Raw genomic sequence first — 17,622 nt, 5'->3', positions numbered from 1 at the left:
CGCCATGTGCCGCCAAGCGGCTACGCCTTGTCGCCGCTGTGACAACTACGCGCGCGCCGCGACAGCAGCACCACCGCCGAGACCGCGCCCAGGACGACGACCGCGATGCCGCCGAGCAGCGCGTTGGCCATGCCGCTGTTGAACGCCTCGCGGGCCGCGTCGGCCAGCCGGGCTCCGGTCCGGCCGTCCAGTTCGGCGGCGGTGCGTAGCGCGCCGGCCAGGGAGTCGCGGGTCGCGTCCGCCGCCTCGGTCGGCAGGCCGTGGGTCGGATCGGCGACGTCGGAGCGGTAGGTGCTGTTGAAGACGCTGCCGAGGACGGCGATGCCGAGGACTCCGCCCAGTTCGCGGGTGAGGTCGTTGAGCGCGGAGGCGACGCCCTGCTTCTCGGGTGGCAGTGCGGCGACGATGGCCTCGGTGGCGGGGGTCGCGGCGAAGGCGATGCCCGCGCCGAGGAGGGTGGTGCTGGCGAGGAAGGGCCAGAGGCCGCCGCCGTCGACCGTGGCGGCCAGGACGCCGAGGCCGGCCGCGATCAGGGCCATGCCCACCCCCATCACGGCGCGCATGCCGTACCGCTTGGCGAATCCGGGGGCGACGGGGGAGAACAGGATCGCGCCGAGGGCCATGGAGACGAGGGCGAGCCCGGAGCGTATGGGGGAGTAGCCGAGGATCTGCTGCAGATACTGCAGGCCGAGGAAGAAGAAGCCGAACATGGCGATCGACTCGGCCGTGATGATGAGCGAGCCCGCCGAGACGCCCGGCAGCCGGAAGACCCGTACGTCCAGCAGCGGGTGCGCGGTCCGCAGCTCCCAGCCGACGAAGGCCGCGAGCCCGAGGGCGCCCAGGGCGAAGCCCGTGATCACCGCGCCGTCGGACCAGCCGAGCTCCGGGCCCTCCACGATGCCGAAGACCAGCGCCCCGATGCCGACCACCGACAGCAGGGCGCCCACGACATCGAGCCGCGACGGCTCCGACTGCTTCGAGGCCGGGGCGATCGCGGCGGCGACGACGAGTGCGAGGGCGGCGAGCAGGGCGTTGGTCAGGAACACCGAGCGCCAGGAGTACGCCTCCAGGAGGCCCCCGGCCAGCAGTACGGCGAGCAGGCCGGATCCGAAGCTGACGCCGGACCAGATGCCGACGGCGCGGCCGCGCTCCTCGGGCGGGAAGACATGGGTGATGATCGACAGGGTCATCGGCATGACCAAGGCCGCGCCCACGCCCGCCAGGCCGCGCAGGCCGATCACCAGGCTCACATCGTCGGTCCAGACGACGGCGCCCGAGGACAGCGCGAAGAGGCCGAGGCCCGCGAGCAGGACGCCCTTGCGGCCGTAGCGGTCGCCGAGGGCGCCGCCCAGGAGCAGCAGACCGGCGAAGGCCACACCGTACGCGTTCATGATCCATTGCAGCTCGGACTCGGTGGCCCGCAGGTCGCGGGCCATGTCGGGTACGGCCACCAGGAGCGAGGCGAGCATCCCGACCACGACGGCGAGGGCCAGGCACATCACCGTCAGGACGGCCGTCCGTTGGGCGGCGCCGGGGCGTGGCGGTGCGACTGGCGGGGCCGTGGACTGGTGCATGGCGATCACTCCGTTTAAGCGAGCGTTTCAATTGGACGTTTCAAACGATCGTTTCAAGTGGAGCATGGACCGCTTGCTTGAATCAAGCGCTCGTTTTACTTTGGTGCCGATGAATGAGCCTCAGCCCGTCCCGACCCGGGACCGTCTCCTCGACGCCGCCGAGCGGCTTTTCGGCGAGCACGGCTTCGCCGCCACCTCGCTGCGGACGGTGACGGTCGCGGCCGAGGCCAATGTGGCCGCGGTCAACTACCACTTCGGGTCCAAGGAGGGGCTGCTGCGCGCGGTCGTCGAGCGCGCCATGGCCGCGGTCAACGGCGAGCGTCTGCGTCTGTTGGAGGAGTTGCGCGCCCCCGGCGACCGGCAGCCCACCGTGGAGGAGTTGGTGGGCGCCTTCGTCACGACGGGCGCCCGGCTCGTGGCTCGCAGCGGGGAGCGCGGTGCGGCCGTCGCCAGGTTCCTGGGCCAGGTGATCTCCGAGCCCGACCCCGCGATCCGGCGCCTCTTCGCCGCGGAGGTCGGCCCGGCGGAGGGGCAGTACCTCGACGCGCTGCGGGCCGCGCTGCCTCAACTACCCGCGACGGAGGTCGCGTTCCGCTTCCGTGCCATGGTCGGACTGCTGGGCCTGTATCAGTCGAGCGCCCTCGGCGATCTCCACCCGGGCGGCGCCGCCGAGATCGTGGCGCCGGCGGGCGACGACGCCGGGCGGCTGGTCACCTTCCTGACCGCGGCCTTCCACGCGCCGCCCACCACCGACGGGCACAATGCCTCACCCGGCTGACGGCTGCACAGCCGGTCTGCACGCATACGAACGGGCCGCCCCCTCCCCCGTGGTGGGGAGGGGGCGGCCCGTCGAAAGAAGCCGAGGCGTGAAGAAGCCGAGGCGTCAGTGGCCGCCGGGCGCGCCCGCCGTGGCCGGGGGGAGCTCGGTCTGGACGCCCGGGTCGCCCGAGTCCGCCTGGTAGTCGGCGGGGGAGGTCTCGTCGATGCCGTCCGGGGCCTTGAGGGCGCGCAGGACGAAGGTGAGGACGACCACCACGGCGACGTTGAGCACAAAGGCGGTGAAGCCGATGTAGCCGATCTCGCCGATGCCGGGGATCTCGGCGACGTTGCCGAAGTGCTTCTGGGTGGCGGCCGGGGTGTCGTACGCCTTCCAGGTGCCGTAGATCATGCCGACCGCCCAGCCGCCGAGCAGCGCCCAGCGGTGGAACCAGCGAGTGAACAGGCCGCCGACCAGGGCCGGGAAGGTCTGGAGGATCCAGACGCCGCCCAGCAGCTGGAAGTTGATCGCGACCGTCTTGTCCATGCCGAGGACGAAGATCAGCGCACCGACCTTGACCAGCAGCGAGACCAGCTTGGAGACCTTGGTCTCCTGCTCGGGCGTGGCGTTGGGCCGGATGAAGTCCTTATAGATATTGCGGGTGAACAGGTTCGCCGCGGCGATGGACATGATGGCCGCCGGGACCAGGGCGCCGATGCCGATGGCGGCGAAGGCGACGCCGGTGAACCAGTCCGGGAACATGTCCTCGAACAGCTGCGGGATGGCGAGCTGGTTGTTGTCCACCTCCACGCCCGCCGCGATCGCCATGAAGCCGAGCAGCGCCAGCAGGCCCAGCATCAGGGAGTAGAGCGGCAGGATCGTGGTGTTGCGGCGGATCACCTCGCGGCTGCGGCTGGAGAGCGTCGCGGTGATCGAGTGCGGATACATGAACAGCGCGAGCGCCGAGCCGATGGCGAGCGTGGCGTAGGCCCACTGCGCCTTCTCGCCGCTGGCCAGGGCGCCGCGTGGAGCCCCGGTCTTCGGGTTGGTCCCGCCCAGCCAGTCGCCCGCCTTGGCGAAGATGTCGTCGAAGCCGCCCAGCTTGATCGGGATGTAGATGATCGCCACCGCGATGACGATGTAGATCAGCGTGTCCTTGACGAACGCGATGAGCGCGGGGGCGCGCAGACCCGAGGAGTAGGTGTACGCGGCGAGCACGCCGAAGGCGATCAGCAGCGGCAGGTCCTTGATGAACCAGTTGGTGTTCTCGCCGCCGCCGACGCCCATCACGTCCAGCACCGCCTGGATGCCGACGAGTTGGAGGGCGATGTACGGCATGGTGGCGAGGATGCCGGTGATCGCGACGGCCAGCGACAGTCCCTTTGAGCCGAAGCGGCCGCGGACGAAGTCCGAGGTGGTGACGTACCCGTGCTTATGGGATACCGACCAGAGCTTGGGCAGGAAGAGGAAGATCAGCGGGTAGACCAGGATGGTGTACGGCACGGCGAAGAAGCCGGACGCGCCCGCCGCGTAGATGGCCGCCGGGACGGCGACGAAGGTGTACGCGGTGTAGAGGTCGCCGCCGAGCAGGAACCAGGTGATCCAGGTGCCGAAGCTGCGGCCGCCCAGACCCCATTCGTCGAGGTTGTTGGCGTTCTCGGCCCGCCGCCAGCGCGCGGCCAGGAAGCCCATGACCGTGACGGCCACGAAGAAGAATATGAAGACGGCGAGTGCGACGCCGTTGACGTCCTTCATTCCGCCGCACCTCCCTTCTGCGCCTGCTCCGCCGCGCGCAGCGCCCGCTTCTCACGGCGGACCAGGATGTACGCGACCGTCGTCAGCGCGGCCGAGACGGGCACCCAGAGCATCTGGTACCAGTAGAAGAACGGGATGCCGATCAAGGTGGGCTCGATCTTGGCGTACGAGCCGACCCACAGCATCGCCACGAAGGGGGCGATCAGGCACAGGCCGGCCACGACGCGCGAGGGCGTGACGACCGGTCTCCTGCCTTGCGTACCGGATGTTCCTGACATTGGCGGCTGCTCCGTCCCGCGGCTGAGCACCTGCGTAAGCTGCGTAAGTGACTGATCATTTGCTTAATGCGCAGGAAATCTAAGCCAGAGGTCAGGCGGACGTCACTACCCGTCCGTATATCGGTATGGGAAAGATAAGGACGTCGGCCGTGGCTCGGACGGCGTGCGCCCGGCCGTTCGGGCGTGGCTGCGGCGGCGCGGGCTCAGCCGTTCGGCCGCTGGAGCCGGGCCACGAACTTGTAGCGGTCCCCGCGGTAGACCGACCGCACCCACTCCACCGGCTCGCCCGCCGCGTCCAGTGAGTGGCGCGAGAGCATCAGCATCGGCAGCCCGACGTCCGTGCCCAGCAGCCCCGCCTCGCGCGGGGTGGCCAGTGAGGTCTCGATGGTCTCCTCGGCCTCCGCGAGATGGACGTCGTACACCTCGGCCAGGGCCGTGTACAGGGAGGAGTACTTGACCAGGCTGCGGCGCAGCGCGGGGAAGCGCTTCGCCGACAGATGGGTGGTCTCGATGGCCATGGGCTCGCCGCTGGCCAGCCGCAGCCGCTCGATGCGCAGCACCCGGCCGCCGGCCGCTATGTCCAGGAGCCCGGCGAGCCGGTCGTCGGCCGTGACATAGCCGATGTCCAGGAGCTGGGAGGTGGGTTCCAGGCCCTGGGCCTTCATGTCCTCGGTGTACGAGGTCAGCTGGAGCGCCTGGGAGACCTTGGGCTTGGCCACGAAGGTGCCCTTGCCCTGGATCCGCTCGAGCCGCCCCTCGACGACCAACTCCTGGAGCGCCTGCCGCACGGTGGTCCGGGAGGTGTCGAACTCGGAGGCGAGGGTGCGCTCGGGAGGGACCGGGGTGCCGGGTGGCAGGGTCTCGGTGATCTCCAGCAAGTGCCGCTTGAGGCGGTAGTACTTGGGCACGCGCGCGGTGCGGGTCCCGCCGGAGCTGTTCCCGGTGCTGGTCCCGGTGTTGTTCCCGGCGCTGCTGCCGGAGCCGTGGGCGGAGCGGGTGCCGCCCTCGGTTGTGGCTGTCGTGGCTGTGGTGGCTGTCGTCCCCGTTGCGGCCGCCGCCGTTGCCCCCTCGGTCTCCATCGCGCGCCTTTCCGACCCCTGGTCTGCTGCCGTCACCGGCTCCTCCGTTTTCAGCGGCTCACATCGTGGCACGGCCTCGGCCGTAAGCGGCTGCTCAGCCCGTATGTCGTCAGGTGTCGGTCCGGTAACGGAGCCGATGGCGGCTCTTGGACACCCTTGACACCCCCAAAGGTCTAGGCCAAGCTGCGGGCACTGGTCTAAACCATTAAACCTGTCTTCCGGTCCTTTGGGGAGTGTGCTGTGAAGCGTGGGCTGATAGCGGCGACGGGTGTCGCGGCAATGCTGGTGACCGTCGCGGCCTGCGGGTCCGGCGATGACGACGAGAAGACCGGAGCGGACGGCTTCAAGGGCGAGACGCTCACCGTATGGGCGATGGACGGGTCCACCCCCGACGGCTGGACGAAAGACGTCAAGGCGGCGTTCGAGAAGAAGACGGGTGCCAAGCTGAAGCTGGAGGTCCAGCAGTGGAACGGCATTCAGCAGAAGGTGACCACCGCGCTCTCCGAGTCCGATCCGCCGGACGTGATCGAGATCGGCAATACCCAGACCCCGGCGTACGCCCAGACCGGCGGCCTCGCCGAGCTGACCGACTTGAAGGAGTCGGTCGGCGCTGACTGGGCCGACTCCCTCAACAAGTCCGCGGTCTACGACGGCAAGCAGTACGCCGCCCCGTGGTACGCGGCCAACCGCGTGGTGCTCTACAACAAGAAGATCTGGGCGGAGGCCGGGATCAAGGACACCCCCAAGACCCGGACCGAGTTCTTCCAGGATCTCAACGCGATCCAGAAGAAGACGGACGCCGAGCCGATCTATCTGCCGGGCCAGAACTGGTACTTCTTCGACGGGCTGACCATCGGCACCGGTGCCGACCTCGTCAAGAAGGAAGGCGACAAGTGGGTCTCCAACCTCGCCGACCCCAAGGTCGCCAAGGCCATGGACATCTACAAGCAGTACCAGTCCTTCAGCAAGGCCCCCAAGGACAAGGACGAGGCCACCCCGCAGCAGGCCGAGGTCTTCGCCAAGGGCAAGACGGGCGCCTTCATCGGGATGGGCTGGGAGGCGGCGACCGCGATCAAGGCCAACCCGAAGATCGAGAAGGACATCGGCTACTTCACCATCCCGGGGGAGACCGCCGACAAGCCGGAGGGCGTCTTCCTCGGCGGCTCCAACCTCGCGGTCGCGGCGGGCAGCAAGAAGCAGGAACTCGCCAAGGAGTTTCTGAAGATCGCGCTGTCGGACACCTATGAGGGGCAGCTGGCCAAGGAAGGCGGCGTGATCCCCAACAAGGAGTCGCTGCAGTCCCAGCTCAAGGGCAACGCCGCGGCCGAGGCGGCGGCACCCGCCGTCGCGGGCGGCGGCACCACCCCGCTGATCCCCGAGTGGGCCCCGGTGGAGAACGCCCCGAACCCGATCAAGGCCTATATGACCGCCGTGCTGAAGGGTAAGTCCCCGACGGACGCGGCCAGGTCGGTCGAGGACGAGATGAACAAGCGCCTCAGCCAGGAGCAGTAACGGCGATGGCTGTAGCGACCACACGCACCACACGCAAGGACCCCGGCCGCCCCGCGGCGGCCGGGGTCCCCGGGCGCGGGGCGCCGCCGGGCCGTACGGGTACGGGCCGCGGGACGCCCCCGGGGCGCGGCCGGCTCATCGGCACCGCGCCCTATCTGTTGCTTCTGCCCGCGCTGGCCGCCACCGTGGTGCTGCTGGGCTGGCCGCTGGTGAAGAACGGCATGCTGTCGTTCCAGAACCTCAATATGCGGCAGCTGATCCAGCACCTCACCGAATGGAACGGCGTCGACAACTACCGCGAGGCGCTGACCAGCGAGGACTTCTGGCGGGTCACGGCCAGATCGGTGGTCTTCACCTCCGTCAACGTCGTGCTGATCATGGTGCTGGGGACGCTGATCGGGCTGCTGCTCGCCCGGCTCGGGACGAAGATGCGGCTGCTGCTGTCGACCGGTCTCGTACTGGCCTGGGCCATGCCGCCGATCGCGGCGACCACCGTCTACCAGTGGTTGTTCGCCGCCCGCTTCGGGGTGGTCAACTGGGTGCTGGACAAGCTCGGCTGGCACTCGATGGCCGACTACAACTGGACTGGCAGCCAGTTCTCGACCTTCTTCGTCATCACCGTCCTCATCGTCTGGCAGTCGATCCCCTTCGTGGCGATCAACCTCTACGCGGCGACCACGACGATCCCCAAGGAGCTGTACGAGGCGGCTGCGCTGGACGGCGCCGGGGCCTGGCGCTCCTTCACCTCGGTGACCCTGCCCTTCCTCAAGCCGTTCCTCCTTGCGACGGTCTTCCTGGAGGTGATCTGGGTCTTCAAGGCGTTCCCGCAGGTCTTCGCGATCAACGAGGGCGGCCCCGACCGGCTCACCGAAACCCTTCCCGTCTACGCGTTCATCGAGGGCGTGGGCAATCAGCACTACGGCATGGGCGCGGCGATCTCGCTGCTGACCATCGTGATCCTGCTGGCCCTGACCTCCTACTACCTTCGGATCGTGCTCAAACAAGAGAAGGATGAGGGGGGCGAGCTGTGAAACGCTCGGCGGCAGGGCGGCTGTGGCCCAATGCGGCGGCGATCGTCCTCTTTGTGGCCTTCGTGTTCCCCGTCTACTGGATGTTCAGCACGGCCCTCAAGCCGACCTCGGACATCATCTCCGAGGACCCGGTGTGGTTCCCGGCCAACGCCACCTTCGAGCACTTCAAGACGGCGACGAACGCCGAGAACTTCTGGACCCTGGTGCGGAACTCCCTGACCGTCACCGTCTCGGCGGTGGCGCTCTCCCTGGTGCTCGCGCTCCTCGCGTCCTTCGCCCTCGCCCGGATGCGCTTCAAGGGCCGCCGCGGCTTCCTGGTGACGTTCATGATCGCCCAGATGGCGCCCTGGGAGGTCATGGTGATCGCGATCTACATGATCATCCGCGATGGCGAGATGCTGAACAGCCTGGTCCCGCTGACCCTCTTCTACATGGTCATGGTGCTGCCCTTCACCATCCTCACCCTGCGCTCCTATGTCGCCGCCGTGCCCAAGGAGCTGGAGGAGTCCGCGATGGTCGACGGCTGCACCCGGCCGCAGGCGTTCATCCGGGTGATCTTCCCACTGCTGGCGCCCGGACTGATGGCCACCTCGCTGTTCGGCTTCATCACGGCCTGGAACGAGTTCCCGCTCGTACTCATCCTGAACAAGGATCCCGAGGCCCAGACGCTGCCGCTGTGGCTGTCCAAGTTCCAGACGAACTTCGGCGACGACTGGGGCGCCACCATGGCGGCCGCCTCGCTGTTCGCCATTCCCATCCTGCTTCTCTTCCTGTTCCTGCAACGCAAGGCGGTCGGTGGTCTCACTTCCGGCGCTGTGAAGGGATGATCTTTCTCCATGACGACCCTCGCACGCGGCTTGGACACCCTCACCAGGGACGCCCTGGCGGTTCTGCAACCCGGCTTCACCGGCACCACCGCGCCCGACTGGGTGCTGCGGCGGCTCGGTGAAGGACTCGGCTCCGTCGGCATCTTCGGCCGCAACATCAACTCGTCCGAGCAACTCGCCGCCCTCACCGCCCAGCTGCGGGCCGAGCGCGAAGACCTGCTCGTCGCCATCGACGAAGAGGGCGGCGACGTCACCCGGCTGGAGGTGCGGACCGGCTCCTCCTTCCCCGGCAACCTGGCGCTGGGCGCCGTCGACGACACCGCCCTGACCCAGGCCGTGGCCCGCGAGATGGGCCGCCGGCTCGCCGCCTGCGGGGTCAACCTCGACTGGGCGCCGTCCGCCGACGTCAACTCCAACCCCGACAACCCGGTCATCGGCGTACGCGCCTTCGGCGCCGACCCGCAGCTCGTGGCCCGCCACACCGCCGCGTACATCCGGGGCCTCCAGGGCGCCGGGGTCGCCGCCTGCACCAAGCACTTCCCCGGGCACGGCGACACCGCCGTCGACTCCCACCACGCCATGCCGCGCATCGACGCCGACCTCGACACCCTCACCGCCCGCGAACTGATCCCCTTCCGGGCCGCCGTGGCCGCCGGCACCAAGGCCGTGATGAGCGCCCACATCCTGGTGCCCGCGCTCGACCCCGGCCTGCCCGCCACCCTCAGCCCGGCCGCGCTGCACGGCCTGCTGCGCGCCCCCGTCAGCGAGGGCGGCCTCGGCTTCGAAGGGCTCATCGTCACCGACGGCATGGAGATGCAGGCCATCTCCGCCGCGTACGGCATCGAGCGCGGCAGCGTGCTCGCCATCGCCGCGGGCGCCGACGCGATCTGCGTCGGCGGCGGACTCAGCGACGAGGACACCGTGGTACGGCTGCGCGACGCGCTGGTGGCCGCGGTACGGGCCGGGGAGCTGCCCGAGGCGCGGCTCGCCGACGCCGCGGCCCGGGTGCGCGCCCTCGGCGACTGGGCGCGACAGGCCGGAGGGCCGGGCGCGGCGGAGGGGATCGCGCCCGCCCCCGACGCGGGGCTGCGCGCCGCCCGCCGGGCGCTGCGCGTCACCCCGGGCGACCAGCCGTACGAGCCGCCCACCGGGCCCGCGTTCGTCGCCGCCTTCACCCCCATGGCCAATATCGCCGTCGGCGACGAGACCCCCTGGGGCGTCGCCGCCGAACTGGCCCGGCTGCTGCCCGGCACTGGCACTGCCACCTATGGCCAGCGTGACATCGAGGGTATGGCCGACGGTGTGCCCGCCTTGATCGCAAATGTACTCGGGAAGGCGGCTGACCGTAGGATCGTCGCAGTGGTACGCGATGTCCACCGCCACCCCTGGATGGCCGATGCCCTGGACACCCTGCTCGCCGCCCGGCCGGACACGGTCGTCGTCGAGATGGGCGTGCCCCAGGCGCCGCCGACCGGGGCGCTGCACATCGCGACTCACGGCGCCGCCCGGGTCTGTGGGCTGGCCGCCGCGGAGGTCATCACCGGCGGCGTGGCCGGGGGATGACGCCACCACCCGGCTCGGCCCGCACCGCGGGCACAGCACAGCACAGCCAACTGGAGGCACCCAGCATGTCCGCCACGACTCCGGCCCAGCACAGCGACCAGCCGGGCCGGATCATGTCCGGGGAGATGGCCGAGCAGCCCGCGGTGCTGCGCCGGATCCTCGACGAGGGCGCGCCCCGCATCCGCGAGATCGCCGAACACATCGCCGCGCGCAACCCGCGCTTCGTGCTCCTCACCGCGCGGGGCACATCCGACAACGCGGCGCTGTACGCGAAGTATCTGATCGAGGTCCTGCTGGGCAAGCCGTGCGGCCTCACCTCCATGTCCACCACCACCGCGTACGGCGCCGAGCAGGACCTGACCGACGTACTGGTGATCACGGTCAGCCAGTCCGGCGGCTCTCCGGACCTGGTCGCCTCCACCGAGGCCGCCCGCGAGGCGGGCGCGATCACCCTCGCGGTCACCAACAACCCCGACTCCCCGCTGGCCGCCGTCTCCGAGTTTCACATCGACGTCCTGGCCGGCCCGGAGAACGCGCTCCCCGCGACCAAGACCTACACCGCCGAACTGCTCGCCCTCTACCTCTTCGTCGAGGGCCTGCGCGGCGGCGACGGCGCGGCCGCCAAGGTCCTCCCCGAGCTGGCCCAGCAGATCCTGGACCGCAAGGACGAGGTCAAGCAGCTCGCCGGCCGCTACCGCTTCGCCGAGCGCATGGTCATCACCTCCCGCGGCTACGGCTACCCCACGGCCAAGGAGGCCGCGCTGAAGCTGATGGAGACCAGCTACATCCCGGCGCTGTCCTACTCGGGCGCCGATCTGCTGCACGGCCCGCTCGCCATGGTCGACAACATCTCGCCGGTGATCGCCATCGTCACCGACGGCAAGGGCGGCCAGGCGCTCCAGCCGGTCCTGGAGCGGCTGCGCGGCCGCGGCGCGGACCTGGTCGTCATCGGCCCCCAGGCCGAGGTCGACCGGGCCTCGGCGGGCTTCGCACTGCCCACGGAGGGAGTGGCCGAGGAGGTCCAGCCGATCCTGGAGATCCTGCCGCTCCAGCTGCTCGCTTACGAAGTGACCATCGCCCGAGGCCAGGACCCCGATGCGCCCCGGGCCCTGGCGAAGGTGACGGAGACCAGGTGAGCGATGGTGCCGGTCGGAGGCCGGCCGGCTGGCCGAAGCTTGGGAGGCCCCCCGGGGCCGAGCAATGCGAGGGCGGCCATCAGAACTTGGTCGCGCCCCGGGCACTGGCGAAGGTGACCGAGACCCGCTGAGGCTCTGAGGCCGCCACATACGAGCCGCCACCCCCCACCGGCTCCCGCGCTTCCCCGCGAAGCGCGGGAGCCTTGCGTTGGGGGAGTGGGGGAGGGATGTCGGCCGGAGGCCGACCAGCCGCCCGAAGCCTGGGAGGCCCCTGGGGCAGAGCAGTGCGAGGGCGGCGAAAAAGGGGAGGCACCCGCGGGCCGCGGCGCCAGGGCGGGACCCTCAACCCACCCGGCACCGCAGCCCGGAGTTGCATCGGCCGCAGTCGGCCGACTTGAGGCCCCCGGAGCGGTCAGGGCAGAGCACCCCGTGTGCCTCGATCCACCCTCCTGTGCGGGGAGGGCGGAAGATCGCAGTGCGCCCTATTCTGGACTAGACCACTCTCGCCTGTCCACGGCTCTGCGCGGAAAGGCTGAATCCCACGTCCGGGTAGGCTCACAACGTGCCCTCCATGAACGACCTCGTACGCCAGCACACCGCACTCAGCGACTCCGACCTCGAGTGGCTTCACCTGCTGGTATCGGAGTGGCAGCTGCTCTCCGACCTCTCCTTCGCCGATCTCGTCCTCTGGGTCCCCACCCGCGACGGCACCCGCTACGTATCGGTGGCCCAGATGCGTCCCAACACCGGGCCCACCTCCTACCAGGACGACATGGTCGGCCACCTCGCCCCGCGCGGCCGCCGCCCGATGCTCGACGCCGCCCTCGACGAGGGCCGTATCGTCCGGGAGGGCGACCCCGAGTGGCGGGAGGAAGTCCCGGTCCGGGTCGAGTCCATCCCGGTCCGCCGCGAGGGCCGGGTGCTCGGGGTGATCGCCCGTAACACCAATCTGCTGACCGTACGGACGCCCAGCCGGCTCGAGCTCACCTACCTCCAGAGCGCGTCCGACCTCGCCCAGATGATCGCCGCAGGATCGTTTCCCTTCCCCGAGCAGCAGGTCGACATGGACGCCTCGCCCCGCGCGGGCGACGGGCTGATCCGGCTCGACGCGGACGGCGTCGTCCAGTACGCCAGCCCCAACGCCCTGTCCGCCTACCACCGCCTCGGCCTGGCCGCCGACCTGGTCGGCCACCACCTCGGCCAGACCACCGCCGAACTCGCCCCCGTACGCGGGCCGGTGGACGAGGCGCTGGTCAAGCTGGCGAGCGGCTGGGCGCCGCGCGAGTTCGAGGTGGAGGGCAACGAAGGGGTGATCCAGTTGCGAGCCATCCCGCTCAAGCCCAAGGGCACCCACATCGGTTCGCTCGTCCTGCTTCGGGACGTCACCGAGCTGCGGCGCCGCGAGCGCGAGTTGATCACCAAGGACGCCACCATCCGGGAGATCCACCACCGGGTGAAGAACAACCTCCAGACCGTGGCGGCCCTGCTGCGCCTCCAGGCCCGCCGGATGGACTCCGACCAGGGGAGGGACGCGCTCAACGAGGCGGTACGCAGGGTCGGCTCGATCGCGATCGTGCACGAGACGCTGTCCCAGAACCTGGACGAGCAGGTCGAGTTCGACGAGATCGCCGACCGGGTCCTGGCCATGGTGGCCGAGATATCCCCGGGCAAGGTCACCGGCCATCGCACCGGCCGCTTCGGCATCCTCGAGGCCGAGGTGGCCACCCCGCTGTCCATGGTGCTGACCGAGGTGCTGCAGAACGCGCTGGAACACGGCTTCGGGCCGGGGGAGCAGGGCACGGTCGAGGTGACGGCGGTGCGCTCCGCCCCCGATGGGGAGGGGCGGCTGCTGGTCACCGTCGAGGACGACGGGCGCGGGCTGCCCGAGGGGTTCGACCCGCAGCGGGCGGGCAACCTCGGCCTGCAGATCGTACGCACGCTGGTGGAGGGGGAGCTGGGCGGGACGTTCGACATGGTGCCCGCGCCCGAGCGCGGCACCCGAGTCGTCCTGGACATCCCGGTACGGGTGGAGAAGCACTGATCCGGTGACCGGGTGCTGATTCCCGGGTGAGGTCGCGTAAGACGGCGTGAGACCTTGAGCACACCCACTCGCATAGTGAGCATGCCGCTCACATGGTGAGCACAGCACTGAGCCCCGGACCGGGAGTGGTCCGGGGCTCAAAGCTCACGTTGCTGTGCGCATCGGGGTTACTGCGCGCTGCGGCTCGGGGGCCACGGGGTGTGGGCGTCAGGCGCTGGCGTTGCGTGCCCGGTTGCGAGCGGCACGGCGCTTCATCGCGCGGCGCTCGTCCTCGCTGAGTCCACCCCAGACGCCGGAGTCCTGGCCGGACTCAAGCGCCCACTGCAGGCACTGCTCCATGACGGGGCAGCGGCGGCAGACGGCCTTGGCTTCCTCGATCTGCAGCAGCGCAGGACCGGTGTTGCCGATGGGGAAGAACAGCTCGGGGTCTTCCTCGCGGCAAACGGCGTTGTGACGCCAGTCCATGGCTGCTCCATCTCCTCGTGTTGCTTGCGGATTGCTTGTGAATGTGAACGCTTTCACGAACCCCTCGACAAGGGTAGGGACGTCAACCAGTTGGGGCTGGTGCGGTCCCGTGGACTGAGGAAGGGGATTCGGACTCTCAAGGGGGCCTTCTGGAGGCCGTCCCGATCGCCAAGAAGAGATTCGCAAACCTCGGCGGCGGATACAACCCCTTCCGGAAAGTTTTTTTTGATTCCTTGGTGTCGGCTCTGTCACAGCCCTACTTCCGGGGGGTGGAAGCCAGGCTAAACGTTCGACTGGAAGGACTTTTTGCGGTCTCACTCACACAATCACACGCAGTGCACGGCGTACGCCTGTGAACGTCACGCTCGTACGCAGTCCCAGGTGGTCACCGTCCATCTGAAACGGCAGTGGCGCCTGCGATTGCAAGGTGAAGTCCGTCAGGTCGTGCAGGGAGGTCGCGTGCTTGCCGCGGGGCCCTCGATCGGGGCTGGAGGTCAGCAGCTGGGTCGCGTAGCGGGTGGCCGCCGAGGTGGACAGTTTGGAGAGTCCAAGCACGTCAAGGGCGGTGTCGAAGGATGCGCGCGGCGTGGCGTAGATCGGGCGGTTGCCCAGGAAGGTCCAGGGGACGGTGTTGCAGATGATGGCCAGCACCAGTCGTTCGATGGGGTCCTCGTCCGGCCGCTGGAGGGTTATGGTCCCCTCCCGGCGGTGCGGATCGCCGAGGAACTGACGCATCACCTGGCGTATGTAAAGCGCATGGGTCGAGCGCTTGCCGCGCTCGCGCTGTTGTTCGACCCGGCCGATCACGCCCGCGTCGAAGCCGAAGCCCGCGCAGAAGGTGAACCAGCGGGCCGGCACAGACTCGTCCGGGGTGCCCGGGGTGCCCCCCGCGAGCCCGAGGCCCACGGTGCGCTCGGTGCCGTCCCGCAGCGCGTCCAGCAGGGCGCCGGTGGCCTCCACGACGTCGTTGGGCAGGCCGAGGGCGCGGGCGAAGACATTGGTGGAGCCGCCGGGCACGACGGCCAGGCGGGGCAGTCCGTCCGGATCGGGGCCGTGGTGCAGCAGCCCGTTGACCACCTCGTTGACCGTGCCGTCACCGCCGAGGGCGACGACCAGCTCGTGTGTGCCCCCCTCCGCGGCCTGCCGGGCCAGGTCGCGGGCGTGCCCCCGGTACTCCGTGGTCGCCACGTCCAGCTTCAGATCGCTGGCGAGCGCGTGGATCAGGACGTCGCGGGTGCGGGCACTGGTGGTGGTTGCTGCCGGATTGACCACGATGAGCGCGCGCATGCTCAGCAGCCTACCCACTAAGGGTGAATCGGCCGCAATCGCGGCCTGGCCCCGGCCCGGGCGGGCGGCGGCTACGCTGCTGGGGTGAGCAGTAAGAAGTCCGCCTCCGCCAAGAAGGCCAGGGCCGCGAAGACGGCGAAGCCGACTCCGACGGCTCCCAAGGCTCCTCGGGAGACTCCTGGGGCGACGACGGCCAAGCCGACCGCCCAGGCCAAGGGGACCGGGGAGACCAAGGCTCCCAAGGCCGTCCCCGCCGACGAGGCCCCGTCCGGCCCGCGCCCGACCCGGATCACGGCCGCCGCCATGCTGGCCGCCGCCGAGGCCGTGGTGCTGGTGGGCCTGGGGGTGTACGTACTGGTCATGGGGCTGACCGGGGATCCGGACAGCCCTCAGCAGGCCGAAATGCTCGGCGTGACCGTGCTGGCGCTGGCCGCGCTGCCGCTGGCCGCGGCGCGCGGGCTGTGGCAGCGCCGGCGGTGGAGCCGCGGGCCCGCGATGATCACTCAGCTGATGGCGCTGCCCGTGGCCTGGACGCTGGTGCAGAACGGCGGCGGGCTGATCGCCGTCGGGGTGGCCACCGCCGTCGCGGCGTTCGCCGTCCTGGCGCTGCTGATCAACCCGACGGCGACGGAGGCCCTGGGCATCGGCCCGCGCGACGCCTGACCCCTGCTCTCACCCCGCTGCTCTCACTCCTCCACCAGCAACCGCTCCCGCAGCTGTGCGAGGGTGCGGGCCAGCAGCCGTGAGACATGCATCTGGGAGATGCCGACCTCCTGCGCGATCTGCGACTGGGTCATATTGCCGAAGAAGCGCAGCAGCAGGATCTTCTTCTCGCGCGGCGGCAGATCCTCCAGCAGCGGCTTCAACGACTCGCGGTACTCGACGCCCTCCAGCGCCTCGTCCTCCGCGCCGAGCGTGTCCGCGACCGCCGGGGACTCGTCGTCCGTGTCCGGCACGTCCAGGGACAGCGTGCTGTACGCGTTGGCCGACTCCAGGCCCTCCAGCACCTCCTCCTCGGAGATGCTCAGATGCTCGGCCAGCTCATGGACCGTGGGGGCGCGGCCGTGCCGCTGGGAGAGCTCGGCGGTGGCCGTGGTCAGCGAGAGCCGCAGCTCCTGCAGCCGACGCGGCACCCGCACCGCCCAGCCCTTGTCGCGGAAGTGCCGCTTGATCTCGCCGACGACCGTGGGGGTCGCATACGTCGAGAACTCCACACCGCGGTCCGGGTCGAACCGGTCCACGGACTTGATCAATCCGATGGTGGCGACCTGGGTGAGGTCGTCCAGCGGCTCGCCGCGGTTGCGGAAACGCCGCGCCAGGTGCTCCACCAGCGGCAGATGCATCCGCACGAGGTTGTTGCGCAGCTCGGCGCGGGCCGTGGAGCCCTCCGGAAGGCTGCGCAGCTCGACGAACATCGCCCGCGCTCCGCTGCGATCATGCGGATCGGGCTGCTCGCGCCGCTCGTGGTGATGCTGATCCATGTGGTCCGCCCGCTCTGGTCGATCTCCTGCCGCCTCCGGGTCCGCGGGATGCGGCTGGGCCGGCGGGTGCGGGATGGCCGGGGTACGCACTCCCCGCGATGATGCGGTGCTCACGGAGCCCCCCTTTCCTTCACGGCTGTCCGGGGCCGGCGCCGCGCTCCTTGTACAGGCTGATACTGACCGTGCGGTCTTCGGCGACGGTCGAGTCGACCTTGCCGGCGAGCGCGGAGAGCACTGTCCAGGCGAAGGTGTCGCGCTCGGGGGCGCGCCCGTCGGTGGTCGGAGCCGAGACGGTCACCTGAAGTGCGTCGTCGATCAGGCGGAAGACGCAGCTCAGCACACTGCCGGGCACGGCTTGCTGGAGCAGGATCGCGCACGCCTCGTCGACGGCGATGCGCAGATCCTCGATCTCGTCGAGGGTGAAGTCCAAGCGGGCTGCCAGGCCGGCCGTGGCCGTCCGCAGCACCGACAGGTAGGCACCCTCAGCGGGCAGCCGGACTTCTACGAAGTCCTGGGTCCCGGGCTCGCCTGCGATCTGGGACACCCTCACCTCCAAGGTGACACAAGCTGATTGAGCTGAGCTGATTGGAGCGCCGGTCGTGAGCCCTTATGGTGGAGGGGGTACGGACCGACGCGGCACGTGGTTCGGCTGCGACGCTATCGCGATCTGCGGCTCGGTGTCGCCCGGACGAAGCACGGCCCCCGTCATGGGTGAACGCCGACCCGAAGGTCCTCGATATCACTCAGTGTAAGCACATGAGTACGCACAGTGGCTAGAGGTCTGCGGTCTCAATTCGAAAGAGATGTCGCCTCGTTGAAGGAACCGCTGGTGACAG

General features: G+C 69.8%; 16 protein-coding genes. 8 read left to right on the top strand and 8 right to left on the bottom strand.

What is annotated here, in order from left to right; all coding sequences use genetic code 11:
• Window positions 1–20 precede the first annotated feature (20 nt).
• Window positions 21–1,574, bottom strand: a complete 1,554-nt coding sequence (locus tag ACH4U7_RS26985; protein WP_398530414.1) for a DHA2 family efflux MFS transporter permease subunit — start codon at window positions 1,572–1,574, stop codon at window positions 21–23.
• 109 nt (window positions 1,575–1,683) lie between these two features.
• On the opposite strand from ACH4U7_RS26985, the gene ACH4U7_RS26980 reads away from it, so the two are divergent.
• Window positions 1,684–2,352: a TetR/AcrR family transcriptional regulator gene (locus ACH4U7_RS26980; RefSeq protein WP_398530413.1), complete on the top strand. Its 669-nt coding sequence runs from the start codon at window positions 1,684–1,686 to the stop codon at window positions 2,350–2,352.
• A 105-nt stretch (window positions 2,353–2,457) separates the two neighbouring features.
• Here ACH4U7_RS26980 and mctP read toward each other — a convergent pair whose 3' ends face one another.
• The 3 genes from mctP to ACH4U7_RS26965 form a co-directional block, all read right to left on the bottom strand.
• Window positions 2,458–4,086: a monocarboxylate uptake permease MctP gene (mctP, locus tag ACH4U7_RS26975; protein WP_398530412.1), complete on the bottom strand. Its 1,629-nt coding sequence runs from the start codon at window positions 4,084–4,086 to the stop codon at window positions 2,458–2,460.
• Entirely contained in the window at window positions 4,083–4,364 is a 282-nt protein-coding gene (locus tag ACH4U7_RS26970) for a DUF3311 domain-containing protein (protein ID WP_398530411.1), read from the bottom strand. The genes mctP and ACH4U7_RS26970 overlap by 4 nt, the downstream gene beginning before the upstream one ends.
• A 203-nt stretch (window positions 4,365–4,567) precedes the next feature.
• Window positions 4,568–5,443: a GntR family transcriptional regulator gene (locus tag ACH4U7_RS26965; RefSeq protein WP_398530660.1), complete on the bottom strand. Its 876-nt coding sequence runs from the start codon at window positions 5,441–5,443 to the stop codon at window positions 4,568–4,570.
• A 240-nt stretch (window positions 5,444–5,683) separates the two neighbouring features.
• Between ACH4U7_RS26965 and ACH4U7_RS26960 the strand changes: the two genes are divergently transcribed.
• The 6 genes from ACH4U7_RS26960 (at window position 5,684) to ACH4U7_RS26935 (ending at window position 13,553) form a co-directional block, all read left to right on the top strand.
• Window positions 5,684–6,955: an extracellular solute-binding protein gene (locus tag ACH4U7_RS26960; protein ID WP_398530410.1), complete on the top strand. Its 1,272-nt coding sequence runs from the start codon at window positions 5,684–5,686 to the stop codon at window positions 6,953–6,955.
• A 5-nt stretch (window positions 6,956–6,960) separates the two neighbouring features.
• Window positions 6,961–7,986: a carbohydrate ABC transporter permease gene (locus tag ACH4U7_RS26955; protein ID WP_398530409.1), complete on the top strand. Its 1,026-nt coding sequence runs from the start codon at window positions 6,961–6,963 to the stop codon at window positions 7,984–7,986.
• On the top strand, window positions 7,983–8,813 hold the full coding sequence (locus tag ACH4U7_RS26950) for a carbohydrate ABC transporter permease (RefSeq protein ID WP_398530408.1): 831 nt from the start codon (window positions 7,983–7,985) through the stop codon (window positions 8,811–8,813). The genes ACH4U7_RS26955 and ACH4U7_RS26950 overlap by 4 nt, the downstream gene beginning before the upstream one ends.
• Before the next feature lie 9 nt (window positions 8,814–8,822).
• Window positions 8,823–10,376 carry a glycoside hydrolase family 3 protein gene (locus ACH4U7_RS26945; RefSeq protein ID WP_398530407.1) on the top strand — a complete coding sequence of 518 codons (1,554 nt, stop codon included), beginning with the start codon at window positions 8,823–8,825 and terminating at the stop codon, window positions 10,374–10,376.
• Window positions 10,377–10,441: 65 nt separating this feature from the next.
• On the top strand, window positions 10,442–11,512 hold the full coding sequence (locus tag ACH4U7_RS26940) for an SIS domain-containing protein (protein ID WP_398530406.1): 1,071 nt from the start codon (window positions 10,442–10,444) through the stop codon (window positions 11,510–11,512).
• Between the two features lie 571 nt (window positions 11,513–12,083).
• The gene (locus ACH4U7_RS26935; protein ID WP_398530405.1) at window positions 12,084–13,553 is read left to right on the top strand and encodes a sensor histidine kinase; all 1,470 of its coding nucleotides are present in this window, start codon (window positions 12,084–12,086) and stop codon (window positions 13,551–13,553) included.
• A 207-nt stretch (window positions 13,554–13,760) separates the two neighbouring features.
• On the opposite strand, the gene ACH4U7_RS26930 is transcribed toward ACH4U7_RS26935, so the two are convergent.
• The gene (locus ACH4U7_RS26930; RefSeq protein WP_003953983.1) at window positions 13,761–14,018 is read right to left on the bottom strand and encodes a WhiB family transcriptional regulator; all 258 of its coding nucleotides are present in this window, start codon (window positions 14,016–14,018) and stop codon (window positions 13,761–13,763) included.
• Window positions 14,019–14,336: 318 nt separating this feature from the next.
• Complete coding sequence (locus ACH4U7_RS26925) at window positions 14,337–15,305, bottom strand: diacylglycerol/lipid kinase family protein (RefSeq protein WP_398530404.1); 969 nt, start codon at window positions 15,303–15,305, stop codon at window positions 14,337–14,339.
• An 84-nt stretch (window positions 15,306–15,389) separates the two neighbouring features.
• On the opposite strand from ACH4U7_RS26925, the gene ACH4U7_RS26920 reads away from it, so the two are divergent.
• Entirely contained in the window at window positions 15,390–15,968 is a 579-nt protein-coding gene (locus tag ACH4U7_RS26920; RefSeq protein ID WP_398530403.1) for a hypothetical protein, read from the top strand.
• A gap of 23 nt (window positions 15,969–15,991) precedes the next feature.
• Here ACH4U7_RS26920 and ACH4U7_RS26915 read toward each other — a convergent pair whose 3' ends face one another.
• Both ACH4U7_RS26915 and ACH4U7_RS26910 read right to left on the bottom strand, forming a co-directional pair.
• Window positions 15,992–16,876, bottom strand: a complete 885-nt coding sequence (locus ACH4U7_RS26915) for an RNA polymerase sigma factor SigF (RefSeq protein ID WP_398530659.1) — start codon at window positions 16,874–16,876, stop codon at window positions 15,992–15,994.
• Window positions 16,877–16,916: 40 nt separating this feature from the next.
• The gene (locus ACH4U7_RS26910; protein WP_089511125.1) at window positions 16,917–17,330 is read right to left on the bottom strand and encodes an anti-sigma regulatory factor; all 414 of its coding nucleotides are present in this window, start codon (window positions 17,328–17,330) and stop codon (window positions 16,917–16,919) included.
• Window positions 17,331–17,622 lie beyond the last annotated feature (292 nt).

The sequence above is a fragment of the Streptomyces sp. NPDC020845 genome (assembly GCF_044334165.1).
In the GTDB taxonomy this organism is placed as follows: domain Bacteria; phylum Actinomycetota; class Actinomycetes; order Streptomycetales; family Streptomycetaceae; genus Streptomyces.
Note: the sequence above shows the minus strand (reverse complement) of the source record. Positions and strands in the feature narration are given on the sequence as shown.